15 protein-coding genes are annotated in these 26100 nt (G+C 67.9%); 14 read left to right on the top strand and 1 reads right to left on the bottom strand.

Going from position 1 to position 26100, the window contains the following annotated elements; translation table 11 throughout:
- The first annotated feature begins 70 nt into the window (after window positions 1–70).
- The 10 genes from FO044_RS02250 (at window position 71) to FO044_RS02205 (ending at window position 21632) form a co-directional block, all read left to right on the top strand.
- Entirely contained in the window at window positions 71–862 is a 792-nt protein-coding gene (locus FO044_RS02250; protein WP_132993050.1) for a VOC family protein, read from the top strand.
- A gap of 272 nt (window positions 863–1134) precedes the next feature.
- The gene (locus FO044_RS02245) at window positions 1135–14802 is read left to right on the top strand and encodes a non-ribosomal peptide synthetase (protein WP_235831409.1); all 13668 of its coding nucleotides are present in this window, start codon (window positions 1135–1137) and stop codon (window positions 14800–14802) included.
- A complete protein-coding gene (locus FO044_RS02240) occupies window positions 14799–15080 on the top strand; it encodes an MbtH family protein (RefSeq protein WP_132993049.1) in 282 nt (93 codons plus the stop codon). Before FO044_RS02245 ends, FO044_RS02240 begins: the two co-directional genes overlap by 4 nt.
- Entirely contained in the window at window positions 15067–16197 is a 1131-nt protein-coding gene (locus FO044_RS02235) for an ABC transporter ATP-binding protein (protein ID WP_132993048.1), read from the top strand. Before FO044_RS02240 ends, FO044_RS02235 begins: the two co-directional genes overlap by 14 nt.
- On the top strand, window positions 16187–16969 hold the full coding sequence (locus FO044_RS02230; protein ID WP_132993439.1) for an ABC transporter permease: 783 nt from the start codon (window positions 16187–16189) through the stop codon (window positions 16967–16969). Before FO044_RS02235 ends, FO044_RS02230 begins: the two co-directional genes overlap by 11 nt.
- Window positions 16970–17066: 97 nt before the next feature.
- On the top strand, window positions 17067–17633 hold the full coding sequence (gene sigK / locus FO044_RS02225; protein WP_132993438.1) for an ECF RNA polymerase sigma factor SigK: 567 nt from the start codon (window positions 17067–17069) through the stop codon (window positions 17631–17633).
- The gene (locus tag FO044_RS02220) at window positions 17630–18445 is read left to right on the top strand and encodes an anti-sigma factor (protein WP_132993047.1); all 816 of its coding nucleotides are present in this window, start codon (window positions 17630–17632) and stop codon (window positions 18443–18445) included. Before sigK ends, FO044_RS02220 begins: the two co-directional genes overlap by 4 nt.
- Window positions 18446–18595: 150 nt before the next feature.
- Window positions 18596–20323, top strand: coding sequence for a 3-oxosteroid 1-dehydrogenase (gene kstD, locus FO044_RS02215; protein WP_132993046.1), 1728 nt, complete (start codon window positions 18596–18598; stop codon window positions 20321–20323).
- 2 nt (window positions 20324–20325) lie between these two features.
- The gene (locus FO044_RS02210) at window positions 20326–21186 is read left to right on the top strand and encodes a MaoC/PaaZ C-terminal domain-containing protein (protein ID WP_132993045.1); all 861 of its coding nucleotides are present in this window, start codon (window positions 20326–20328) and stop codon (window positions 21184–21186) included.
- Between the two features lie 14 nt (window positions 21187–21200).
- A complete protein-coding gene (locus FO044_RS02205) occupies window positions 21201–21632 on the top strand; it encodes a DUF6918 family protein (protein WP_132993044.1) in 432 nt (143 codons plus the stop codon).
- Window positions 21633–21733: 101 nt separating this feature from the next.
- Here FO044_RS02205 and FO044_RS15200 read toward each other — a convergent pair whose 3' ends face one another.
- Window positions 21734–21868, bottom strand: a complete 135-nt coding sequence (locus FO044_RS15200) for a hypothetical protein (protein ID WP_268896106.1) — start codon at window positions 21866–21868, stop codon at window positions 21734–21736.
- Between the two features lie 83 nt (window positions 21869–21951).
- Here FO044_RS15200 and FO044_RS02200 point away from each other — a divergent pair, with 83 nt between their 5' ends.
- The 4 genes from FO044_RS02200 (at window position 21952) to catC (ending at window position 26042) form a co-directional block, all read left to right on the top strand.
- The gene (locus FO044_RS02200; protein WP_235831408.1) at window positions 21952–23526 is read left to right on the top strand and encodes an MFS transporter; all 1575 of its coding nucleotides are present in this window, start codon (window positions 21952–21954) and stop codon (window positions 23524–23526) included.
- An 18-nt stretch (window positions 23527–23544) separates the two neighbouring features.
- Window positions 23545–24327, top strand: coding sequence for an alpha/beta hydrolase family protein (locus FO044_RS02195; protein WP_132993043.1), 783 nt, complete (start codon window positions 23545–23547; stop codon window positions 24325–24327).
- 205 nt (window positions 24328–24532) lie between these two features.
- Complete coding sequence (locus FO044_RS02190) at window positions 24533–25636, top strand: mandelate racemase/muconate lactonizing enzyme family protein (RefSeq protein ID WP_132993042.1); 1104 nt, start codon at window positions 24533–24535, stop codon at window positions 25634–25636.
- Between the two features lie 121 nt (window positions 25637–25757).
- Window positions 25758–26042 carry a muconolactone Delta-isomerase gene (catC, locus tag FO044_RS02185; RefSeq protein ID WP_132993041.1) on the top strand — a complete coding sequence of 95 codons (285 nt, stop codon included), beginning with the start codon at window positions 25758–25760 and terminating at the stop codon, window positions 26040–26042.
- Window positions 26043–26100: the final 58 nt, after the last annotated feature.

Raw genomic sequence — 26100 nt, 5'->3', positions numbered from 1 at the left:
AACGGCTGAAACTCGGGCGCGACGCGTGAACAATCGTCGGAGAAGGATCCGAAACGCAAAGGACCGCCTGATGCCCGACTACTCCGCGCCCATGGGTGCCCCTGTGTGGCTCGACCTCACCACCAGCGACGCCGACCGCGCCGCCGGCTTCTATGCGCAGGTCTTCGGCTGGACGGCGAGTGACCCCGATCCCGCTCTCGGCGGTTACCGGATGCTGTCGGCGCGCGGCCGGGAGGTCGCAGGGCTCGTGCAGGCCGGTCCGGACGGTCCGGCGGATGCCTGGTCGGTGTACTTCCACGTCGCGGACGCGGCCAACGTCGCCACTCGCGCCGAATCGTTGGGCGCGACCACGCTGGTCCCCGCGATGGCAGTCGGCGATCTCGGGGTGATGGCGGTGCTCGCCGATCCGGCCGGCGCAGCCTTCGCGCTGTGGCAGCCGCAGAAGCACCCGGGCTTCACCGTCATGGATTCGCCGGGCGCACCGTGTTGGTTCCAGACGATGACGATGGACTTCGCGGCATCGACCGCCTTCTACACCGAACTCTTCGGCTGGAGCATCACCGAGGGCGGCACCGGCGGTGCGCCTGATGCGACCGGCCCGAGCCGCTACGGCTTGGCCTTGCTCGACTCGGTCCAGGTCGGCGGCTTCATGCCCGGGCAGGGAATGCTGCCCGACGACCACCCGTCCTTCTGGGAAGGGTTCATCACCGTCGACGACGCCCCCGCGACGATCGCGCGCGCCGTCGACCTCGGCGGCAGCGTCGTCATGGAACCCGAGGCGACACCGTTCGGCGTCCTCGGTGCTTTCAAGGACCCGATGGGCGCGACGATCAGCATCTGCGTCCCGCCGGTCGGTGCCTGAGAACGCTCTCCACGCCTGAGAGCACTCTGCGCACGAGCAGACAGCGGCTTTCCGTCACCCATTTCCGTCCTCGGCCGGACTCAGCGCCACATCCCTGACGTGGCGTCGCGGAAAGCTGCCACCGTGACCGAAGAATCGACGGAAGTCCTCTCGCGGCCGACCAGCACCGATACCCAGGGGTGGCCGCCCCTGGAGAAGATTCACGTCACGCGACCAATCCGCGACCTCCTCCCAGCCGTAGTACTTACAGACCGCTGACGAAGGAGGACCGCGTGAGCACCGACAATCTCATCCATTCCGGATCGACCCGGGTGGAGTTGCCGCTTACCGCAGCACAGCGTGGCATCTACTACGCGCAGCAGATCGATCCGCATGTGCCCATGTCGGTGGCTGCCTTCGTCGAATTTCACGGGGAGGTCGAATCGTCACGATTGGACCGGGCGGTCGCCGATACGACTGCCGAGACCGAGTCCGGACTGCTGCGACTCATCCGGAACGGCGAGGATGAACCGACGGTGCTGGTCGACACCGACCGGGTCATCGAACTCGGGCAGCGCGACTTCTCGTATCACGATGATCCGGCCGCGGCGGCCCGGCAGTGGATGGACGAGCACCGGTCGCGCGTCCCCGACCTGTTCACCGATCCGCTCCTGCAGACATACCTGCTGACTCTCGGCCCCGCACACAGCATCTGGTACTGCTGGGGCCACCACCTGGCCTTCGACGGCTACGCGGCAATGTACATGATGCTCCGCGTCGCTCAGCGATACACGGCTGCCGACGGCAGTCCGCTGCCCGACGCCGACATCGCTACGATGGCCGACGTCGCCGGAATCGACGCCGACTACCGCGGTTCGGAGCGGTTCAGCGACTCCTGCGACTTCTGGACGCGCCGCCTCGTCACCGGCACCGGCGCGCTGCCCACGACGTCGTTCTCCACGCGCACCGACGTCGCCGCACCCCTCGCGACGATCGTGTCCGAGGCTCTCGACGATGACGTCGTCGCGCAGATCCGCGGCCGGGCCGCCGAGCTAGAAGTCCGTCCGGCCTCGGTCATCAGCGCGGCCGTCGCGCTGTATCTGGCCCGCTTCAACAACACCGACGACACGATGATCAGCCTCCCGGTCGCAGTCCGCGACACCGACGCACTGCGCACCTCGGCAGGCCTCACCTCCAACGTCGTCCCCGTCCTCTCGAGCATCGACGACGCCGACGGCCCGCGCCGTATCGACGATCTGATCCGTGCAGTGAATTCAGAGGTCAAGAACGCGGTGCGTCACCAGCGGTTCCGGCACGAGGACATCACCTCCGAGGTCCTCGGCGCACAGGGTGGCCGACGCGGCTTCTTCGGGCCGATGGTCAACGTGATGCTGTTCTTCAAGCACATCGACTTCGGTTCGCTTCCCGGAGAATTGAACATCCTGTCGACCGGTCCCGTCGAGGACGCCTCGGTGAACGTCTACGACACGATGTTCGGCGGCATGAGCTTGGACCTCGAGGCCAACCCGAACGTCTACAGCCAGACGGAGGTGCAGGACCACCACCGGCGTCTCATCGACTTCCTCTCCTGCTTCGCGGGTGCCGGTCCGGCGCTCGCCGTCACCGATCTGCCGCTGGCGAGCGGCGACGAGGCCGCACAGCTGAACCGGCATGCCGTGGGCTCTGCGGTCCGCTACGGCGACCGCACCCTCGCCGCGATGCTCGCCGAGGCGTACCGGCAGTTCGACGACCGCACGGCGTTCATCGGCCCGGACGGCGACAGCCTCACCTACGGCGAGGTTCAGCGCCGGGTCACGACCCTCACCGAGTCACTGCGCCGCCGGGGCATCGGTCCTGAATCGATTGTCGGCGTGATGCTTCCACGCGGAATCGATCTGCACACGGCCCTACACGCAGTGACCTGCTCGGGTGCCGTGTTCGTGCCGCTCTCTCCGGACGAGCCGGAGTCACGGCTGCACCACATCCTCGACGTCGCCGCGCCCGAACTGGTCATCGTGCCCGACGGATTGCACGCAGACCTGCGCGTACCCACCGCGACGCTGCAGACTCTGCGGGCCGAGCCGCCGACCGGCCGGACAGCGACGGTGGAATCGACCCGACCGGACAACGGGGCCTACCTGCTGTTCACCTCGGGATCCACTGGAACGCCGAAGGGGGTTCTGGTGACGCATCGCGCGCTGATGAACCGCCTGCTCTGGATGCAGGACGCCTATGCACTCACACCCGACGACCGGGTGCTCCACAAGACGCCCGCCAGCTTCGACGTCTCCGTATGGGAGTATTTTTGGCCGCTCATCGCCGGTGCCGCAGTGGTCATCGCCGCGCCGGACGGGCACCGCGACCCGTGGTACCTGCGGCGTGTCATCGAGCAGACGCGCGTGAGCGCACTGCACTTCGTCCCGTCGATGCTCTCCGCCTTCGCCGAGGCACTCGGAAGCTCCGTAGACGAGAAGACCGCCGACCGGACGCACGATGCGCTCGCTTCAGTGCGAATGATCTTCACCAGCGGCGAAGCGCTGACACCCAGCATCGTCGCCGCGACCGCCGCCCTCACCGCGGCGCCGGTCCACAACTTGTACGGCCCCACCGAGACCGCGATCGATGTCACCAACCACAGCGCGTGCGACCCTGCTGATCCGATCGTGCCCATCGGCCTGCCGGTCCACAACACCACCGCTTACGTGCTCGACCGCAGGCTCACCCCGATGCCGACCGGTGCGATCGGCGAACTGTATCTCGGCGGCGTGCAACTGGCTCGCGGCTACCTGGGTCGCTCCGATCTCACCGCGGACCGCTTCGTCCCCGACCCGTTCGCGACGGGAGGACGCCTCTACCGCACCGGCGATCTCGTTCGTCGTCGTACCGACGGCGAACTGGAGTACCTCGGACGCAGCGACTCCCAGATCAAGATCCGCGGTCAGCGCGTCGAGCTCGGCGAGATCGAGTCGGCTCTCGCCGCACTGCCGAGCGTCCGGAGCGCTGGGGCTGTGGTGCGGGACGACGTGCTCGCCGATCCGATCGTCGTCGGCTACGTCAGCGGAGACCTGAATGCCGACCGCGATCTCCGATCCGAGCTGTCGACAGCCCTTCCGGACCACATGATTCCGACCGTCGTCATGGTGTGCGACGCACTTCCGACGACGACCAACGGCAAGCTCGACCGCCGGGCGCTCCCGCGACCTGATCTGGCCCGCCAGGGCGGCGCCACCGTACTCGTCGCCCCGGACACCGCGCTGGAGCACCGCGTCCACGACACGGTCAGCACCGTCCTCGGCGTATCCGAGGTGTCCATGACATCGAGCTTCTTCGAGCTCGGCGGCAACTCACTCGCTGCCACCCGGGTGGCAGCCCGGCTCTCCAAATCCACCGGCGCTGATATCGGCATCCGGGCCATCTTCGATTCAGCGGACATCGCCGGCATCGTCGCGACGATACGTGCGCTCGGGGTGTCCGACCATGCCGTCACACCGCCGGCCCCCGCAACTCGCGCCCGCGCGATCAGCGGGCCGGTCCCCCTGTCACCCGCTCAACGCCGGCTGTGGCTGGCGGCACGGCTCGATTCGACATCAACCTCGAATTACCACATCCCGTTCACCGTCCGAATGATCGGCAAGCTCGACATCGAGGCCCTGCGCACGGCGCTGAACGATGTCGTCGCCCGGCACGAGCCGCTGCGCACGACGGTCAGCGACGAAGCGGGTATCGCCTGCCAGCGCGTGCATCCGGCGGCCGACGGACTCGTCCAGATCCCCGCCTACGATGCGAGTTCGGCCGGGAGCGCTACGGATTTCGCCGCTCAACCCTTCGATCTCACCGCGGACTTGCCGATCCGGGCGCGGATCATCACCAACGGCAATCACGACCACGCCCTCGTCGTGGTGATTCACCACATCGCCGCCGACGGGTGGTCGCTCGGCCCGTTGGCCACCGACCTGGCGGCCGCGTATCGGTCCCGGCAGGCCGGTGAAGCTCCTGCATGGAACGAGCTCCCGATTACCTACGGTCAGGCGAGCGCCGACCGAATCGCGTGGCTCGACGATCCGGCATCCACTGCCGGCCGCCAGATCGGCTACTGGGCCGACGCCCTGCGCAACGCTCCCGTCGACACGGAACTTCCCTACGACCGGTCTCCGTCGCGCGCCGATACACGGTCGGGGGCGTACGTCTGCGCACCGATCGACGCCGCCACCCGAACCCGTCTCGTGCAACTGGCCGAACGACACGACACCACCCTCTTCATGGTCGTGCACGCCGCCGTAGCCGCCCTGCTGCGCACTGTGTCGACCACCGACGACGTGGTGGTCGGCACGCCGGTCTCGGGACGTGGCACCGATGATCTCGATCCGCTGGTCGGCATGTTCGTCAACACGCTCGCCCTTCGGACGCCGGTGGATAAGAACGCCTCGTTCGCTGACCTGCTGGCCACCGTGCGCGAACGCGACCTAGCCGCGTTCGACAACGCCGACGTCCCGTTCGACCGACTGGTCACCGAGCTGAATCCTCCGCGCAGCAGCAGCGGCCAACCCTATTTCGACGTGTCGGTCGCACTGGAGGACGCCACCCGGGTCTCCCTCGACTTCGTCGGACTGTCGGCGACCGCAGCCAAGGTCGATACCGGCACCATCAAGTTCGACCTGGAGTTCACCGTCTCCCACCAGTCCGCTGCGGCCGACGAGAACCGGGGCATGGAGCTCGCCCTCGGATACGCGGACGAGCTCTTCGACCACGACACCGCTGCGGGACTCGCCTCACGGTGCGTGAGGCTGCTGCAGACGGTATCGAACGATCCCCAGATCTCGATCGGCGACGCCTGCACCCTCGATCCCGCCGACCGGCTCGACCTGGTGCCCGCAGTGGGTGGCGGATCCCGCCCGGTGGAACATCTGTCACAGCTCCTCCGCACCGCGGTCGCCGCGGATCCCTTCCGCCCCGCGGTGGTTGACACCTCGAGCACTCGTCAGCTGACCTACCGCGAGCTCGACGAGTCGTCCAACCGGTTGGCACGGCTGCTGATCGCAGCCGGCGCCGGGCCGGAGCGTTACGTCGCCGTGTCGCTGCCTCGCGGGGTCGACTGGATGATCACGCTGTGGGCAGTCGCCAAGTCCGGGTCCGCTTGGGTTCCGGTCGATCCTGGGTACCCACGCGCACGTACCGAGTTCATGCTCGCCGACTCCGGTGCGCGGATCGTCGTCACCGACCAGGCGTCCCGCACTCTCCTCACCGAGGCGCACGACCGCACCACCATCGTCCTCGACTCGGCCGACATCATCGACACCCTGCAAGACCATTCGGCCTCGGGCATCACCGACGCCGACCGCACCGAGTCGGTGAACGTCGATCAGCCCGCGTACCTGATCTACACCTCGGGGACCACCGGACGGCCGAAGGGCGTCGTGGTGGGCCACCGAGGTCTCGCCGACTTCGCCGCCGAACAGGTATCGCATCTGGCGCTCACGGGAGAGAGCCGGACACTGCACCTCGCGTCGCCGAGCTTCGACGCCTCTGTGCTCGAGATGATCATGGCGGTCGGCGCCGCCGCGAGCATGTACATCGCACCGGCCGGTCTCCTCGGCGGTCGCGAACTGTCTGATCTGATGGCCGATTCCACGATCACCCACGCGTTCCTCACTCCGTCATTGCTGACGACGATGTCGCCGGACGACCTGCCGCAGCTGAGCACCCTCGTCATCGGCGGTGAGCACCCCAACTCGGAGGCGGTCCGCCGCTGGTCAGCAGGGCGTCGCCTGATCAACGCCTACGGGCCGACCGAGGCGACCGTCGTGGCGACGATGTCGGAGCAGATCGGGCCGAACCACTCACTGACCATCGGGCGTCCGATCCGCGGGGTGTCCGCACTGGTGCTCGACGAGCGTCTGCGGCCGGTCGCTCCGGGCATCGTCGGCGAGCTGTACCTGTGCGGATCGCACCTCGCACGCGGGTACCACGGCGTGCGCCCGCTGACCTCGAAGCGGTTCATCGCGAACCCGTTCGGGGAGCCCGGCGAACGGATGTACCGCACCGGCGACCTGGTGCGCTGGCGGGCCGATCACACTCTGGAGTTCCGTGGCCGCGCCGACCATCAGACCAAGGTCCGCGGCCACCGCATCGAACTCGGTGAGATCGACGCAGCGCTCGTCTCCGACAATGCCGTTCGGGACGCGGTAACGGTCGTCGCCGGAACCGACGACTCCGCGAGGCTCGTCGCCTACGTCACCGCAGCCCCGGGACGGACGCTGAACGCCGCGGCTGCCCGCGACCTGCGGGACCGGCTGGCCGACAGCCTGCCGCGCCACATGGTGCCCGCGACGATCATCGCCCTCGACGAGATCCCGGTGACCCCGGTCGGCAAGGTGGACGTACGTGCGCTGCCCGAGCCCGGCGCTGCACCCGATCACGCCCACACGCCGCTGCGCGGTGCGGCTGAGCACGCCGTGGCACGGGCGATCGGCAGTGTCCTCAACGTCCCGGCTCACGGCATCGGACGTGAGGACGACTTCTTCGAGCTCGGCGGAAACTCGCTTCTCGCGACCCAGTTGACCGGTGTCCTCGAGCAGAGTGCACAGACGCGAATCGCGGTCCGTGCACTGTTCGATGATCCGCGTGTGGCCGCAATCGCCCGGCTCCTCGGCGATGCAGATCATGTCGGTGATGCCGATCATGCCGACCGGCCGCTGGTGCCGCTGGTCCGCGACACCACGGAGACCTCCAGCGCCCCCGTCGAACCAGGCTCGGCGCAGCAGCAGCTGTGGTTCCTCAACCAGCTCGCCGACGCACAAGACGGCGGTGCATACAACATCGCGTTCGCGCTCGACCTGCACGGCGCCCTCGACGTCGCCGCCCTCGAGGGCGCTCTGCGGCACACGATCGGCCGGCATGAGCCACTGCGCACCCGATACCCCGCCAGCGACGGCCGCCCGACGTTGGACGTCATCCCCGCCGATGCTCTCGATACCGGGCTCACTCCCGTCGCGGTCGACGAAGACGGTTGGGAAGAGCAGTCCGCCGCCCTCGCATCCGCCGCGTTCGATCTGACCATCGATTGCCCGGTACGGACCGCGCTACACAGGCTCCCCGACGAGGGCCCCACCGCCCATCACCGGCTCACCATGATCATTCACCACATCGCCGCCGACGGCGCCTCCATGGGTCCGCTCGCACGGGACATCGGGGCGGCCTACGCCGACCTGCACGCCGGACGTGATCCGCAGCAAGCCGATGCACCTGCCGTCACATACCGCGACTACCTGCGGTGGCAGTCCGCGACACTCGCCCAGCCCGTAGCCGCGGATCCTCCGGCGACGCGCCTCGACGAACTCACCGGCTGGTGGCGTGGCCAGCTCGCAGGCATCGCCCACGTTCCGCTAGTCGCCCCCGATCTCGATGATCCGTCATCGACCGGCCGCGCCGGAACGGTCGACGTCCCGTTCACCGCGGAGCTCCGCTCGGAGCTTGCGGCCCGTACAGGTCGCGGCACCACCGAGTTCATGACCGTGCACGCGATTCTGGCGACACTGCTGCATCGGATGTCCGCGGACCCGTCCGCGCATGTGGCGACGGGCGTCAGCGATGTCGTGATCGGCACGCCGGTAGCCGGCCGGACCGATCCCAAGCTCGCCGATCTGGTGGGCATGTTCGTCAACTCGGTGCCGCTGCGCGTCCAAGTCGACTCGCGGGCGCGGTTCAGCGCGCTCCTCACCGATATCCGGCATGCCGACCTGGAATCCCTCTCGCACGCCGACCTGCCCTTCGAGCAGCTCGTCGCGGCTGTCGCGCCCCCGCGCACCGGACGTCACCCGATCTTCGGCGTCGCACTCACCTTCGACGACCTCCCCCAGGAGACCGCGGGCGTTGACCAGGTGGATCTCGATGGCCTGCAGGCCGCCGCGCGCGAGGTCGGCACCGGTAGCTCCCGATTCGACCTGGAACTGCGCATCCGGGACGGCATCGCACGCTTCACCTACGACGCCGGAATCTACAGCGAACGCCGCATCGCCGATCTCGCCGAACGTTTCGTCGCACTCGCCCACCAGATCGCCGACGACCCGGAACGACCCATCGGCGAGTACCGCCTCCTGCGCCCGTCCGACGGTCAGGACACGACAGTCGGCGAGGTAGGCCACGTCGATCCTGCGACACGACCGCGTCACCTCGCCGATCTCATCGACGACGCTGTCAGCGCTCATCCCGACACGATCGCCCTCGATGACGGGACCACTCGACTGACCTACCGCGAGGCCGGACGACGTTCGGACCGCTGGGCACGCAGTCTCACCGGCCACGGAGTCGGCCCCGACGAGATCGTCGCCGTCGCCATCGGCCGGTCGGTCGAATCGGTGCTGGCCTTCTGGGCGGTCGCCAAGACCGGTGCGGCGATCATGCCGGTCGATACCCGCCATCCGTCCGAGCGCATCCGGCACATGGTGACCGATTCCGGCGCCCGGTTCGGGATCACTGTCCCGGGTCCGGTCACTGCCTCCACTCCCGGGATCCACTGGCTGACCACTGATGATCTGGCCAACGATCTGACTGGAACCCGCGGACTGCTGCGGAATCGTCCCGCGCGCAGGATCGACGGGTGCGCGTACGTCATCTACACCTCGGGGACCACCGGCATGCCCAAGGGCGTCTCGGTCAGCCATCGCGGCCTCGCCCCGTTCGCTGCCACTCAGACGCGGCGCTACGGAGTGGAGCGCACCAGTCGCACCCTCCACTTCGCCTCCCCCGGTTTCGATGCGTCGATGCTGGAGCTTCTGCTGGCACTCGACGCCGCGGCGACGATGGTGATCGCACCGACGTCCATCTACGGCGGCGACGAGCTCACCGAGTTCCTCGCCGCGCAACACGTCAGCCACGCGTTCGTCACACCGGCGGCACTGGCTGCCGCATCGCCTCGCGACCTCCCTGATCTGAAGTGCCTGGGTGTCGGCGGGGAATCGTTCGCCCGCGAGTTGGTGGCGCGCTGGGGGGCCGGTCGGACCTTCCTCAACTGCTATGGCCCCACCGAGACCACCATCGTCGCCACGATGTCGGCGCTTTCGCCGACGGAACCGATCACGATCGGCAGCCCCGTCGACGGCGCATCGGCGCACGTACTCGACTCCCGTCTGAGGCCGCTTCCGCCCTACGCTCCGGGCGAGCTCTACCTGAGCGGTCCAGGGCTCGCACGCGGCTACCTGAACCGGTCCGCCCAGACCTCGACGTCGTTCGTTGCTGCACCGGGCGGTTCCGGTGAGCGGATGTACCGAACGGGCGACCTCGCATCCGTCGATCTGGCCGGCCGACTGTCCTTTCACGGCCGCGACGACCGGCAGGTGAAGGTCCGCGGATTCCGCATCGAACTCGACGAAGTCGATTCGGTTCTGGCGAGCCACACCGGGGTCCTCACCGCGGTGACCGTCGTCGACGGGTCCGGCGAGACTGCTCATCTGAACAGCTACGCAACTGTCGGCAGCGACGGTGTCACCGGGGCCGGACTCGTCTCCTTCGCGGCCGAGCATCTGCCACGGCAGATGGTGCCGTCGACGGTCACCGTCGTCGACGCCATCCCGCTGACCGTCAACGGCAAGGTCGACCGCGCAGCACTGCCCGCACCGGAACCGACCGACCAGACGCCCGCGCGAGCACCCGCCCCCGGCGCCGAACAGGTACTAGCGGAGCTCGTCTGCGATGCGCTCGGGATCCCTTCCGGCAGTGTCGGACCGGACGACGACTTCTTCACGCTCGGCGGCACCTCATTGCAGGCCACAACGCTGGTCAGCCGGATCAATGCGGTGCACCGCGGTGATCCAATCCGCGTACGCGCGGTCTTCGACGATCCGAGCATCGAACGTCTCGCCCAGTTACTCGACGTGGAGTCCGCCATCGCGGACATCACCTCGCCGGTACCGGTCGTCTCAGCCGCCACCGCGCGGCCGACGCGCATCCCGCTGGCGCCCATGCAGAAGCGCCTGTGGTCATTGCACCGCAGCTCGCCCCAGTCCACCGACTACGCGATGCCGTTCGTGCTTCGTCTGCACGGCAGCCTGGACACTGCGGCATTACGTGGAGCACTCGTGGACGTGGTCGCGCGCCATGCCGTGCTGCGCACGATCTACGCCGATACCGACACCGGCCCGGTCGGTGTCGTTCTCGACGATCCGGAGGATATCGTCGGCACGATCGACGCAGGCCGCGACGATCCGAAGGCAGTCGTCGCCGCCCTGTGCGACCGCCCCTTCGATCTCACCGTCGACGCACCGCTGCGAGCGGCCCTCACCGGGAGCGGCGACAGCCACGCCCTGATCCTGGTGCTGCACCACATCGCCGCGGACGGTGGCTCGATGCCGATCATCATCGGTGACCTGCTCGATGCTTACCGTGCCCGTGCAGGGGCAGCCGCCCCTGCGGACCCGCCGGTTCCGGCAGTACCCGATTACCGTGATCACGCGCTTGCCGGGGACGACGAGCGCAGAGACGCCGACCTCCGCTACTGGAGCTCGCACCTCGCGGGTGCTCCCGCGGTGACGAGCGTCGACGCCGACCCAGCCCACACTGACCGGACCGGTGGCGCAACCGTCGACCTCCCGGTCGAGTGCGAACTCCGTGATGCGGTCGCCGCCTTCGCCCGGGCGAGCTCGACATCGGCGTTCACCGTCCTGCACGCGGCGCTCGCCGTCCTCCTCAATCGGCTCGGATCGGGAGACGATCTGGTGATCGGCACCCCCGTGGACACTCGCGCGATCGTCGGAAACAGTGCTCACGGTCAGCGGGACTTCCGAGCAGTGGTCGGCATGTTCGTCAACACCATCGCGCTGCGCACGCTCGTCGATCCTGGCGCCAGCGCCCACTCCCTGCTGGACCGCGTGCGCACCGACGACCTCGACGCGTGGGATCACCTCGCCGCTCCGTTCGACGACGTGGTGTCGGCGGTGAACCCGCCCCGGCTCCCCGGTCGCGGACCGCTCTTTCAGGTGGCCCTGTCGGTGCACGACTTCGCGGACTCGATCGTCGGCGAGCAGCTCCCCATCTCCGAAGATCTCGTCGGCGAGGTCGCCGAACTCGACTCGCACACCGCGAAGTTCGATCTGCAGTTCACCGTCACCGGTATGAACGCCGAGTCCGGCCGACCGAGCCTGTCGCTGACGTTCGCACGCAACCGGTACAGCCGGGAGCAGGCGAAGGAACTCGGGGTCCGGTTACTGCGCGTGGTGCGCGCACTCGTCGCCGATCCCCACCGCGCGGTCGGGGACATCCGGATCACCGATCCGCTGGAGGTCGCCGGGCTCGCCCCGGTCTCCGGTCCGGCCGCGCGCCCGGCCCGGACGTACTCCGAACTCCTCGACGACGCCGTTCGCCGCAACCCCGGCGGTATCGCGGTGACCGCCGAGGATGCCGACGGCACTCCTGTCGCCCTCACCTATCGTGAACTGGACGCCCGGGCGAACCGCCTGGCCCGACTGCTGCTGCAGCACGGCGTCGCACGACGACCCGAGTCCGTGGTCGCGATGGCGATCCCACGGTCGGTCGAAGCCGTCGTCGCGATCTGGGCCATCGTCCGGACCGGCGCGGCCTATGTCCCAGTAGATCCGACGTACCCCGCCGACCGCATCGCACACATGTTGGCCGACTCCGGCGCCGAGTGGGTGGTGACGATCGCTGCGGAGACCGGAGCGCTCGTCGGGCACGCGTCGGAGATCGTGATCGACGGCCCGGCAGCCCGCAGGCAGCTGACCGAGATGTCGCCTGCACCGGTCGAGCACCATGAACTACCCCGGCCGATCGACGTCGACCAGTTGGCCTACGTGATCTACACGTCCGGCTCCACCGGCACCCCCAAGGGCGTGCTGGTCCCCCATCGTGGTCTGAGGGCAGTTCGTGACGAGCTCGCGTCCCGGATGGCGCCCGGCCCCGATTCGCGGGTGCTGCACTTCGCATCGCCGAGCTTCGACGCCTCGGTTCTCGAGTTCCTCCTCGCCGCAGCCGGCGCGGCAACCCTTGTCATCGCCCCGACCTCGATCTTCGGTGGCTCCGACCTGCAGGACCTCGTCCGACGCACGGGAATCACCCACGCTTTCATCACGCCCGCCGCAGTGGCGACCATGTCGCCGGAGCGCGTCCCTTCCCTCACCTCGCTCGCCGTGGGCGGCGAGGCCATCGCTCCCGAGCTGGTCCGCACCTGGTCGTCGGGCCGAACGCTGATCAACGTGTACGGCCCCACCGAGACGACCATCATCACCACCAGTTCGCAGCCGCTGTCACCGGACGACCGCGTCACGATCGGACGCCCGCACAACGGCGTCGGTGCACTCGTGCTCGACGACCGATTGCACCCCGTTCCTCTCGGCGTCGCCGGCGAGCTGTACCTTCTCGGGTCGCAGGTCACCCGCGGTTACCACGGAAGGCCTCAGCTGACATCGACCCGTTACGTTGCGGCCCCGATGGTTCTCGGCCCCGAATTCGCGGGACGATGCATGTACCGCACGGGCGACCTGGTGCGGTGGACGAGGGACCAAGCGATCGAATATGTCGGCCGCGCCGACGATCAGGTGCAGGTGCGCGGTTTCCGTGTAGAGCTCGGCGAGATCGACGACGCGCTGACCACCGAATCGCACGTCCGCGCCGCGGTCACCGTCGCCGATACCTCGTCGGGGACGACAGTCCTGCACAGCTATGTGTCACTGGACGAACACGACACGAGCTTCGACGTCGCTGCCCTGCGAAGGTCGGTCGCCAGGCTGCTGCCGCGGCACATGATGCCCGCCACGGTCACGGTGCTCGCCCAGCTTCCGATGACCCCGGTCGGCAAGATCGACCGGCGCGCCCTGCCCGCGCCTGCCGCACCTTCCGGCGCAACCTCTGACGACGATCGCGGCAAGGCCATCAGCGACACCGAGGAGGCCGTCGTCGACGCCTTCGCCGCTGTTCTCGGCCTCGGTCGCGTCGGCCGACGCGACAACTTCTTCGATATCGGCGGAGACTCGCTGCTCGCCACCACGCTGGTGACGCGATTGCGCGAGCAGGGACACCCGACGGCAGTTCCGGACATCTTCGCCGCGCCGACCCCGGTCGAACTGGCCGCGGTCCTCGCCGACGCCCGGAGCGACGATCCAGCCGACCGTGGCGCTGCGCGGGCCCGCGCAGCCCTCGCACCGATGCTCACTCTGCGCGCCGGCGATCCCGCATCGACCAAGACTCCGCTGTTCGTCATCCACCCGGCGATCGGGTTGTCGTGGTCGTTCACCAGCCTGCTTCCCTACATCGATGACGGCCGCCCCGTGTACGGGCTGCAGAATCCATCGCTGTCGGGCGCCGAGCCGGCGACGAGCGTCGACGAGCTGGCGGCAGATTACGTCCGCCGCATCCGGGACACCGCTCCGCACGGGCCGTATCACCTACTCGGCTGGTCCCTCGGCGGTCTGATCGCTCAAGAGGTCGGCGTCGCACTGCAGCGTGCGGGCGAGCGAGTGGACCGGCTGATCCTGCTCGACTCCTATGTCCTCGCCGATCACCCGGGTCTGGCACGTACGGAGTCGATGCGTGAACTGCTGGGCGAGTTCGGAATCGACGACTCGGCGGGGACCGGTGAACCCGACCTGAACGACCTCTCCGATGCGGTCCGAGCGGGAGGCGGTCCGCTCGCCGAGCTCTCACGCGACGATCTGGCAGCCGTCCAGTCGACTTTCTCCAGCGCCGGCTCACTCGCCGCGCAGTGGAAGCCGCGTGTCTTCAACGGTGATGCAGTGTTCGTGACCGCCACGCAGCACAGCAACGGCGTGTCCGCGCGCCACGACTGGGTCGGCCGCATCACCGGCACCGTCACCGATGTGCGGGTCGACTGCACCCATGCCCGCATGCTCCTACCCGAGAACGTCTCTCATTACGGATACGTCGTGGACGCTCGCCGGCCCGCCATGTGGTGGACAGGCGGCGGTCACAGCGATGGACGAAAGGAAGTCCGATGACCCCCAACCCCTTCGACGACACCGACGGCACCTTCCTGGTGCTCGTCAACCACGAGCAGCAGCATTCCTTGTGGCCGGATTTCGCACCGGTCCCGCACGGCTGGACCCGCATGTTCGGTCCCGCAGGTCACGACGAATGCCTGAACTACGTCGAGGCGCACTGGACCGATATGCGGCCGGCGAGTCTGATCGCCGCCATGAACCGTGCGGCCGACCAGCGGGCGCCGGCCGCGGTCGGGCGCAACCCACACGGAGAGGACGGCCATGGGTCGGCATAGCACCAGCACGATCGAACGCGACGCGGCCGCCGCGCATCCCCATCATGGCAATGCGATCACGACCGAACTTCCACCGGTCCGCGACGCATCGGCTCCCGAGTCCGCACCTGCCGGCGCGCACATCGCACCGGACCGACGGCGGTCGAACGACGCACTCGTGCTGCGGGGCGTGACGAAGACCTTCACCAGCGGCATGTTCGGCCGCGGCCGCACTCATGTGGCCGTCGACAACCTGGACCTCACCGTCCCCGCGGGGTCGATCCATGCCGTCCTAGGGCCCAACGGCGCCGGTAAGACCACCACCGTTTCGATGGTGGCGACGCTGCTCGCACCCGACGCCGGAGAGATCCTGATCGACGGCGTGGACGTGGTCCGCGCTCCGTCTGCAGTCCGGGGCCTCATCGGGGTATCGGGGCAGTACGCGGCGGTCGACGGCACGTTGAGCGGGTTCGAGAACCTGCGTCTGGTGGCCCAGTTGTACGGGATGCCTCGTCGCGAGGCGTCCGTCCAGGCACGCGAGATGATCGAGGAACTCGATCTCACGGCGGCCGCCGACCGGCCGATGCGCACCTATTCCGGCGGCATGCGGCGACGCCTGGACCTGGCGGGAGCGATCATCAACCGCCCGAAGCTCGTCATTCTCGACGAACCCACGACAGGGCTCGACCCGCGCGGCCGCAGACAGATCTGGGACGCGATCGCCGAACTGACTGACGGGGGCACCACGATCCTGCTCACCACCCAGTATCTCGAGGAGGCCGACGAGCTGGCCGACGACATCACTGTGATCTACAACGGGGCGGTGCATGCGCACGGCACCCCCGAATCACTCAAACACGAGTTCGGCAACGCGGAACTGACGGTCGAAGTGGCTCGGACAGGCGCGCTCCGGCACGCCGTGGAAGTGATGACCGAGCTGGCCGAACTCGGTTCCGGACATCCCGAGCAGATCGACGACGTGCGTTTCCGCGTTCCGGTGGACGCGGGGACCCGCAGTACGGTGGCCGCGGTGAAATCGCTCCACGCAGCGGGCGTCGACGTCGTCGACGCCGCGGTCACCGCGCCGACCCTCGAGAGCGTGTTCCTGACGCTGACGGAGCCCGATGATGTTCGCTGATACCGCGGTACTGGTCGAACGCAACCTGATCACCGTTCGCCGGATCCCGACTCTGCTCCTGAGCGCCACGGTCCAACCGCTGATGTTCGTGTTCCTGTTCGCCTACGTGTTCGGGGCGACGCTCGGAGGCGGCCAGTACCGGGAGTTCCTGATGGCCGGAATCTTCGCCCAGACCATGCTCTTCAACTCGGCGTTCACCACCGTCGGCCTGGCCAACGACATGTCCGACGGCATCGTGAACCGGCTGCGGTCGTTGCCGATGTCGAGACTCGCAGTGATCGCGGGGCGCGTCACATCGGATATGGTGCTCGGCGCCGTGGGACTGGCCGTAATGGTGGCCTGCGGATTCGCGATCGGCTGGCGTATCCGGGGAAGTCCCGGAGATGCAGCAATCGCGTTCGCACTGCTCATCTTCTTCGCGCTCGCCATGGCGTGGGTCGGTGCGGTGACCGGACTGGCGGCCCGAAACGTGGAGGTCGCGCAGAGCATCGGCTTCTTGTGGATGTTCCCGGTAACGTTTCTGTCGAGCGCTTTCATCTCCGCGGCCAGCCTGCCCGGACCTCTGCGTGCGATTGCCGAATGGAATCCGGTCACCGCGGTCGCCACCTCCTGCCGCGACCTGTTCGGCAACTCCGCACCGCGGGACTTCCCCGAGCCGTCCGGCTGGCCCGCCGAGCACGCCTTGGTTTACGCGGTGGCCTGGAGTGCAACCCTTCTGGTCGTGTGCGTCCCGGCCTCGCTGTGGTTGTACCGGCGTTCGGCGAGTCGATGACCCCCGACGTACGGGAGCTGAAGGACGAACCCACGATCTGCCTGCCCGTTCGCCATGACCACAGGACGACGGATCCCGTTACGGTGAGGAAGTGACCATGAACCGGACCGACCCAGGCAACGACCTGGCACACCTGCTGGTCGAGTCCGCAGCCGGTGACCACAGCGCATTCGCGCGTCTCTACGATCTCACCAGCGCGCGCGTGTACGGCCTGGTGCTGCGCATCCTCCACGACCGGAGCCACGCAGAAGAAGTGGTTCAGGAGTCCTACCTGCGGTACTGGCAGCACGCATCGGAGTACGACCCGGCACGCGGCAGCGTCATCAGCTGGATGATGACGATCGCGCATCGGCGATCAGTTGACCGGGTCCGATCGGAGGAACTGCACCGGCAGCGCGGCTCGCAGTACTCGACCGCGAACACCGCAGTGCCACCCGCCCCGGTCACCGAGCCGCTGGAACAACGCGAGGAAGCGGCCACTCTGCGCCAGTGCCTCAGCCGGCTGACAGAGCTCCAGCGGAACAGCATCGAACTGTCGTACTTCAGTGGAATGACCTACCCCGAGGTCGCCGCTCACACGGCGACCCCGCTACCCACCATCAAGTCCCGCATTCGCGACGGATTGCGCAGTCTGCGCACGTGCGTCAAGACTGGAGAGCAATGACCGACCGCGAGTGGCTCGACGACCACGTGGAGCTGTATGCCATCGACAGCCTCCCTGCCGACGAGAACGACGAGGTTCAGGCTCAGCTCAACGAGCTGCCCGCCTCTCGCCGGGTCGATTACGACGACCAGATCGCCGACGTCCAGGAGTTGATGGCCGAGTACGCCCAGCGCTATCGGCAGGACACGCCTGCGACGCTGCGTGCGAGAGTGCTCGCCGATTTCGATGCCGGCATCGGCCATGTGCGCACCGGAACCACCGGTGCAGCCGCGCGTTCCGGTTCGGATACGGATTTCGGTTCCACCGGAGCGGGTCACGCCGCGGCCGTCACACCGATCGAGCGGGCACGCGACCGACGGCGGATGGCCATGCTGGTCGGCGCCGCAGCTGCCGCGATCGCGGTCGCCCTCGGCGCCGGGGTCATCGTCGGACGATCGACGGCCCCGGAGACGTCGAAGACCACGACCGCGCAGAACGACGCGGCATCGGTGTTCACCGCGCCGGATGCTGTGGTCTCGAAGGGCACCCTCGACGACGCGCGCGGAGTGCTGACCATCGTGAGCTCCAAAACGCGCAACCAGGCGGTCGCGACGCTGCGTGGGGCAGGCAGGCCACTGCCCGACGAACGCACACTGCAGCTGTGGATGGTGGGCAAGCAGGCGCAACCGGTCTCTGCCGGACTGTTCGGCGACGCCGCCCCGCCGGTCGTAATCGACGGTCTCGACGGCACTGCGGCATTCGCGGTGACGCTCGAGCCGCGCGGTGGCTCCCCTGCACCGACCACGCCGTTGCTCACCCAGGTCAAGATCTAGGTGCGCTTCCGGAAACCGGCACTCGCGGGCCGTCGGAACCGGCCGTTCTTCCTTCCTCGCCCACGACTGGTTTAGGCTGTTCTGCAACACGTTCTATAACTTGTTCTAGTTCCGTGGCTGGGCCGCGCACTGGAAGTCGAAGGGAAGCACATGGCCGAGGAAGAATTCGACGTCATCGTCGTGGGGGCGGGAGCAGCGGGCATGTCAGCCGCACTCACCGCCGCCACGAAGGGCCTCAAGACGGTCCTGATCGAGAAGTCCCCCTACTGGGGCGGCTCCACCTCCCGCTCCGGCGGCGGCGTCTGGATCCCGAACAACACCGTGCTGCGGCGCGACGGCGTCGACGACACCGTCGATGCGGCTCGCACTTACGTCCACTCCATCATCGGCGAGCACGCGCCGGCTGAGCGCATCGACACCTACATCGACCGCGGGCCGGAAGCTCTCGACTACCTGATGGCGCACGCGCCGCTCGACCTCGAATGGGTCAAGGGCTACTCGGACTACTACCCCGAAGCCCCGGGCGGACGAGCAGGCGGACGTTCCTGCGAGCCGAAGCCGTTCGACGCTGCACGCCTCGGCGACGACCTCGACACTCTGCACCCGCAGTACACCAAGGCGCCGCTGAACATGGTGGTCCTGCAGTCCGACTACCGCTGGCTCAACACCGGTCTGCGCCACTGGCGCGGACCGCTGCGCATGGCCAAGGTCGGCGCCCGGTTCTTCTGGGCACGTGCGCGCGGCAAGAAGATGATCGCGATGGGCGCAGCACTGGCGGCCGAGCTGCTCCTCGGCTGCCGCGAGGCGGGCGTCGACATCCGGCTCAACACGCCACTGCACGAACTGATCACCGAGAACGGCAAGGTCGTCGGCGTGCGGACCCGAACCACCGAGTCCAACGACGACGACACGACGGTCGACGCCATCGAGACCGAACTGCGCGCCAGGCACGGCGTCATCCTCGGCACCGGCGGGTTCGAGAACAACGAGGAGATGCGCGCGAAGTACCAGCGCGCCCCGATCGGTTCGCAGTGGACCACGGGCGCCCCGTCGAACACCGGCGACGGCATCAACGCGGCGATCGGTGCGGGTGCCGGCGTCTCCCTGATGAACGACTCCTGGTGGGGCCCCACCATCCCGCTGCCGAAGGGTCCCTGGTTCGCACTCTCGGAGCGGTCGGTCCCGGGCACCTTCATCGTCAACCTGAACGGTGAGCGCTTCATGAACGAGTCACTCCCCTACGTGGAGGCCGTCCACCAGATGTACGGCGGCACGTTCGGCCAGGGAGAGGGCCCCGGCGAGAACGTTCCGTCGTGGCTCATCTTCGATCAGCGCTGCCGCAACCGGTACCTGTTCGCAGGCGTCACCGCGCGGCAGCCGCTGCCGAAGAGCTGGCTCAAGTCCGGCGTGGTCGTGAAGGCGGCCACCATCGCCGAACTGGCCGAGAAGACGGGTCTGCCCGCGGAGAAGCTGGTCTCGACCACCGACCGCTTCAACGAATTCGCCCGCTCCGGCGTCGACGCCGACTTCCACCGCGGCGACAGCAGCTACGACCATTACTACGGCGACATCACCAACAAGCCCAACCCGAGCCTCGGCGCCGTCGACAAGGGGCCGTTCTACGCGGTCAAGATGGTTCCGGGCGATCTGGGGACCAAGGGCGGTGTGGACACCGACACGGCAGGCCGTGCGCTTCGCGAGGACGGCAGTGTCATCGACGGCCTCTACGCGTCTGGAAATACCAGCGCGCCGGTGATGGGCCATACCTACGCCGGCCCGGGCGCCACCATCGGCCCCGCGATGGTGTTCGGATACCTCGCCGCACTCGACGTGGTGACCCGATCGCAGCAGAACGACGTTTCCCGTACAGGAGCCTGAGCATGCCCATCGATCCCGCTGTCGCCGTCGGCGCCGACCTCGGCGAGCAGACCTTCTCGTGGACGCCCCGCGAGATCGCGCTCTACAACCTCGCCGTCGGAGGTGCGAGCGACCCCATGGACACCGTGGGGCTGCAGTACATCGACGACGCCGCGCCCAAGACCCTGCCGTCGTTCGCGACGGTCGCGGCCAACTTCCTCGCGACCGAGGCCCCGACGGTGTCGTTCCCCGGCGTGGACATCGATCTGGCGAAGGTGGTGCACGGAAGCCAGCAGGTCCGCGTGCACCGCCCACTGCCTGCCGAGGGCACCGCGACGACGCGGACCCGGATCGCCGAGATCCAGGACAAGGGCTCGGCGGCCGTGATCATCCAGGAGTCGGAGACCGTGGACGATCAGGGGAACGCCCTGTGGACCGCGCGATCGTCGATCTTCGCGAAGGGCGAGGGCGGCTTCGGGGGCGAACGCGGGACGTCGAACAAGGTCGAGATCCCCGACCGCGATCCGGACCACGTGATCACCGTGCCGACACTGCCGCAGCAGGCGCTCCTGTACCGGCTGTGCGGCGATCGGAACCCACTGCACAGTGATCCGGGATTCGCTGAGCGCGCGGGCTTTCCACGTCCGATCCTGCACGGGCTGTGCACCTACGGCGCGGTGTGCCGAGCGGTCATCGACAGTGTGTACGGCGGCGACGCGGCGAAGGTCGTCGACTACTCGGTGACGTTCGCCGGAGTCGTGTTCCCCGGTGAGACGCTTCGCATCGACGCCTGGGAGGATGGCGACCGACTGCTCGCGAGGACGAGCGTCGTCGACCGAGACGGCGCAGCGGCTCTGGGCAACGTCGTGTTCCGCACTTCCTAATCGAAAGGCTCTGCATGTCAACGTCTTTGCTTCCCACACTGGACGGCAACCGGGAGGCGATGGCCACCGATCTCGCCACTGTGATCGACGCCGAGGTTCGCAAGCAGTCGGGCCTGTCGGGTACGGCGCTGAAGGGCGCCTACTCCGCCGCTCAGAAGTTCAAGCCGGGCGTGGTGCAGACCGCAACCGGCAAGATGCTTCCCGATTTCCTGACTGCGCTGTCGCCGCTGTGGGACTCCAAGCCCGCGGACGTCGCATTCGGCGATCACCTGACTGCCAACGGCGACGAGGCCGCCGAAGCACTGCTGGCCGTAACGGACGGTCAGGCCGAGTCGGCGCCGAACGTGCTCGCGAAGGCGTACCGCAGTGTGCGCGGTAAGGCCAAGGGCTACGTGATCGACGCACTCGGCCCTGTGGGCGACGTGATCGAGAAGTACGCAGCATGATCGACAGCCGCTGAGGCGAGATGATCATGCCCGCCACGGACGCCACCCGGACGCTTCACGCGAACGGGTGGCGTTCGTCGTCTGTGTGCTCCGGTCGTCGGTCAGGCAGCGCTGGTCACGATGATGACCAGTGCGGCGATGACGCCGATGACGCCTGCCAGCAGGATGAGCAGGCGACCGACATGCAGGCGGACGGCATTGAATTCGGGGGACGGCGCGATGCGATCTGCAGCCATGATGATCCACTTTCGCTCGTGTACGGCAGTGATGAGCCCGTGTGATCACTGTGACACAAGTGACAGATGAATAGGGTGAACTGATGATGCGTGTCGGACGACGAACCGGTGACGGCTCCATGACCTTCCGGTCGATCTGGCTGATCTTCACCGCCTGCGCCGCCGTGAGCCTGGTCGTCGCGGCGATGGCCGCCCTCAACACCGCCCTCCCCGACATCGCCGTGGACACCGGGGCCACCAACGCGGAGATGACGTGGATCATCGACGGTTACACGCTGGTCCTGGCCGCACTGCTGCTCCCCGCGGGTGCGATCGGCGACCGGATCGGGCGACGCACCGTTCTCCTCGTCGGCCTGGCCGTCTTCGGCACCGCATCGCTCGCTGCCGTGTGGGTCGACGGCCCGACCTCCCTCATCGTCACCCGCGTCGGTGCGGGCGTCGGCGCGGCACTCATCATGCCGAGCACCCTGTCGCTGATCACCGCGGGCGTCCCGCGGGAGAAGCGCGCGATCGCCATCAGCGTGTGGGCGGCGGTAGCGGGCGCGGGAGCGATCGCCGGCTTCTTCGTCACCGGTCTCCTGCTCAACTTCTTCCACTGGAACTCGGTCTTCATCGCATTCGCCGCCTCCTCCGCTGCGACCTTTCTGCTCACGCTCACCATCGGCAGTTCGAAGGACGAACACCCCGGGCGGTTCGACGTCCTCGGCTCCCTCACCTCGATGTCGGCGGTCGCAGGCGTCGTCTACGGACTCCTCGAGGGGCCGCATCGCGGCTGGACGGATCCCCTCATCCTGGTCTGCCTGATCGGCGGAGCCGGACTCATCGTCGCGTTCGTCCGCATCGAGCAACGTCGGACCGACCCCCTGCTCGACGTCGGACTCTTCCGCAATCGCGCGTTCGCGTCCGGCTCACTGTCGGTGGCGCTGCAGTTCCTCGCCTCGTTCGGCCTGTTCTACCTGGTCCTCCAGCAACTCCAGATGGTGTACGGCTACTCGGCCCTCAAGTCGGCTGTGGCGCTGTTCCCGATGGTGGCAGGCGTCGGAGTGTTCGCCATGCTCGGCAACTGGATCGCCGTGCGATTCGATTCGCTCCGCTTCGTTCTCGCCACCGGCATCGGCATCACGGCCGCGGGGGTGATCCTGCTCGGCGTGGTCGACACCGACGAGTACTGGAAACTCGGCGTCCTGCTCAGCGTCTGCGCCGTGGGGATCGGGTTGGCGACCGCCCCGTCGACGACCGCCATCATGTCGAACACCCCGCTCGAGAACCAGGGAGTCGGTTCGGCGGTCAACGACACCGCACGCGAGTTCGGCGCCGCGATCGGCATCGCACTCGCCGGAAGCATCATGGCGGCCGGATACGAGGCTCGCATCGGCGCGACCGCCGCGGCGGCGAAGAACCAGATCGGCGCGTTCGACCCAGCGGCCGGCGCACAGGCCGAGGAGGCCATCCGCGGCTCGCTCGCCGGCGCGGTCAAGGTGAGCGACAGCCTGCCGGGGCAGGCATCGCAACTCGCCCACGAGATCGTCTCGGGCGCCCAGGGCGCATTCCTGCCACCGATGCAGTCCGCATGCCTGGTGCTCGGCGGAACGCTCGCGGTGGGCGCCCTCTTCCTCGGCTGGTTCGCACCCCGCAAGATCCTCGAACCGGCCTGCTGACTCTGGCATGCTCGGCCCATGGAGTCGCAAGAGATCACATTCACCGGGTCCGACGGTGAGACGCTCCACGGAACACTGGACCTGCCACCCAAGGAGCCGGAGACCTTCGGACTCATGGCCCACTGCTTCACCGGTGGCCGCAACCATCCGGCCACCAGGAGGGTCGCTCGCGAACTGACCGCACGCGGGATGGCCGTCCTCCGGTTCGACTTCACCGGTTTCGGCGATTCCGGCGGCGAGTTCGCCGAATCGACCTTCTCCTCCAACGTGGCCGACCTCGGGCTGGCCGCATCGTGGCTGCGTGAGCACCACCGCGCTCCCACCCTGCTGGTCGGGCACTCGCTCGGCGGAGCCGCCGCCATCCCGGCAGCGCTCGAGATTCCCGAGGTGGCCGCCGTCGTGACGATCGGCGCCCCGTCCGATCCCGGTCACGTCACCCACCTGTTCGCGGGGATTCTCGACGACGTGCAGCGCGATGGGCGCGCCGAAGTGATCCTCGGCGGACAGCGCGTCACCGTCTCCCGCGAGTTCGTGCAGGACCTGCACGACTCCGACATCCACAACGCCGCCCGCGCACTGGACCGCCCGCTGCTCATCATGCACGCGCCCGACGACGAGCTGGTCGAGATCCGGAACGCCAACGGCATCTACCGTGCGGCTCGGCATCCCAAGTCCTTCATCGCACTCGACGGTGCGGATCACCTGCTGTCGAAGCCGAAGCACGCCCGACGCGCGGCACAGCTGATCGCGGCCTGGGCCGACCCCTACCTCCCCGACACCTTCACACCCGAAGCCGACTGACAGCGGCCGCCCGCAAGGGTCACCGACACCGACGCATGGCGGCCCAGATTGATAAACACCCAGTTTCAATTGAACGAAATTGGGTTCTTGTTCTATATCTATCTAGCTCCTACTCTGGTATCAGTGATCGTGATCACATGACGTGAGACGATCGCCCCAGCCCACAAAGTCGCGTCTACCGCGACAACAGATCTCCGGGAGCGACATGAAGATCACCGCCGTCGAAGCGATCCCCTTCGCGATCCCGTATGTGAAGCCGCTTCGTTTCGCCTCGGGCGAGGTCCGCACCGCGCAGCACGTGCTGGTGCGGGTGCACACCGAGGACGGTGTCATCGGAACCGCCGAGGCCCCGCCGCGACCCTTCACCTATGGGGAGACGCAGAAGGGCATCGTCGCCGTCGTCAACGACGTGTTCGCGCCCGAGGTCGTCGGAACCACGCTGCTCCAGCGCGAAGTGATCCGGGATCGCCTGGAGCGGACCATCGGCAATCCGACCGCGAAGTCGGCTATCGACATGGCCGTCTGGGACGCGCTCGGAAAGACCCTCGAGCAATCGGTCTCCGAACTCCTGGGCGGGTTCACCGACAGCCTCCGCGTCTCGCACATGCTCGGCTTCGCCGAACCCGACGTGATGGTCGCCGAGGCGGAGCGGATGCGCGAGACCTACGGCATCAGCACGTTCAAGGTGAAGGTCGGCCGCAAGCCGGTCTCTCTCGACACCGTCGTGGTCCGCGCGCTGCGCGAGCACTTCGGCGACGACATCGACCTGTACGTCGACGGCAACCGCGGCTGGACGCCGCGCGAATCCGCACGGGCGATGCAGGAGATGGCCGACCTCGACCTCCTCTACGCCGAGGAGCTGTGCCCCGCGGACGACGTCCTGGGACGCCGCTGGCTCGTCGACCAGGTGGATGTTCCGTTCATCGCAGACGAGTCCGTGCCGACCCCCGCCGACGTGACGCGCGAAGTGCTCAGCGGTGCCGCGACCGCCGTCAGCATCAAGACCGCACGGACCGGATTCACCACATCTCAGCGCGTCCACCATCTCGCCGAGGGGCTCGGACTGGACGTCGTGATGGGCAACCAGATCGACGGCCAGGTCGGCACCGCCTGCACCCTGGCCTTCGGTACGGCATTCGAGCGCACGGCGCGCCAGGCAGGCGAACTCTCCAACTTCCTCGACATGCAGGACGACCTGCTCGCGCAGCCGCTGCAGATCGTCGACGGTCGCCTGCAGCGCCTACCCGGCGACGGCATCGGCATCGAGATCGACGCCGACAAACTCGCCGAGTACCGGATCGACCGATGACCGGCCGGCACCGATCAGCGGGAAAGGCCTGGATCGCGCTAATGCACTCATCTCGAACACCGCCAGGTCGGGAGCCGACCCGGCACACACCGACACCACCTACGAAACGGAGCTGACCGACATGCTCTTCCACGTTCGAATGGACGTCAAGATCCCCAACGACCTCGACCCCGAGGTCAAAGCCGAGACCGTCGCCCGCGAGAAGGCGTACTCCCAGGACCTGCAGCGGTCCGGTAAGTGGCCGCACATCTGGCGGATCGTCGGCGAGTACTCCAACTACTCGATCTTCGATGTCGCGGACAACGGCGAACTGCACGGCATCCTGTCCGGCCTGCCGCTGTTTCCGTACATGGACATCACGGTCACCCCGCTCGCCACTCACCCATCCGACATCGCCGCGGGCTGATCACCGATCACCTCGAGCGCTCACCACCCACCATCGTGACCGGCGTGCAGCCCCACGG

This window comes from Gordonia zhaorongruii, from assembly GCF_007559005.1.
GTDB lineage: Bacteria > Actinomycetota > Actinomycetes > Mycobacteriales > Mycobacteriaceae > Gordonia > Gordonia zhaorongruii.
Note: the sequence above shows the minus strand (reverse complement) of the source record. Positions and strands in the feature narration are given on the sequence as shown.

Bases quoted from the DNA above. Each gene is read 5' to 3' on its own strand.
- FO044_RS02210 (WP_132993045.1), top strand. From the start codon at position 20,326: ATGCCCATCGATCCCGCTGTCGCCGTCGGCGCCGACCTCGGCGAGCAG.
- FO044_RS02200 (WP_235831408.1), top strand. From the start codon at position 21,952: ATGATGCGTGTCGGACGACGAACCGGTGACGGCTCCATGACCTTCCGG.
- kstD (WP_132993046.1), top strand. From the start codon at position 18,596: ATGGCCGAGGAAGAATTCGACGTCATCGTCGTGGGGGCGGGAGCAGCG.
- FO044_RS15200 (WP_268896106.1), bottom strand. From the start codon at position 21,868: ATGGCTGCAGATCGCATCGCGCCGTCCCCCGAATTCAATGCCGTCCGC.
- FO044_RS02195 (WP_132993043.1), top strand. From the start codon at position 23,545: ATGGAGTCGCAAGAGATCACATTCACCGGGTCCGACGGTGAGACGCTC.
- FO044_RS02250 (WP_132993050.1), top strand. From the start codon at position 71: ATGCCCGACTACTCCGCGCCCATGGGTGCCCCTGTGTGGCTCGACCTC.
- FO044_RS02190 (WP_132993042.1), top strand. From the start codon at position 24,533: ATGAAGATCACCGCCGTCGAAGCGATCCCCTTCGCGATCCCGTATGTG.
- FO044_RS02220 (WP_132993047.1), top strand. From the start codon at position 17,630: ATGACCGACCGCGAGTGGCTCGACGACCACGTGGAGCTGTATGCCATC.
- FO044_RS02235 (WP_132993048.1), top strand. From the start codon at position 15,067: ATGGGTCGGCATAGCACCAGCACGATCGAACGCGACGCGGCCGCCGCG.
- sigK (WP_132993438.1), top strand. From the start codon at position 17,067: ATGAACCGGACCGACCCAGGCAACGACCTGGCACACCTGCTGGTCGAG.
- FO044_RS02205 (WP_132993044.1), top strand. From the start codon at position 21,201: ATGTCAACGTCTTTGCTTCCCACACTGGACGGCAACCGGGAGGCGATG.
- catC (WP_132993041.1), top strand. From the start codon at position 25,758: ATGCTCTTCCACGTTCGAATGGACGTCAAGATCCCCAACGACCTCGAC.
- FO044_RS02230 (WP_132993439.1), top strand. From the start codon at position 16,187: ATGTTCGCTGATACCGCGGTACTGGTCGAACGCAACCTGATCACCGTT.
- FO044_RS02240 (WP_132993049.1), top strand. From the start codon at position 14,799: ATGACCCCCAACCCCTTCGACGACACCGACGGCACCTTCCTGGTGCTC.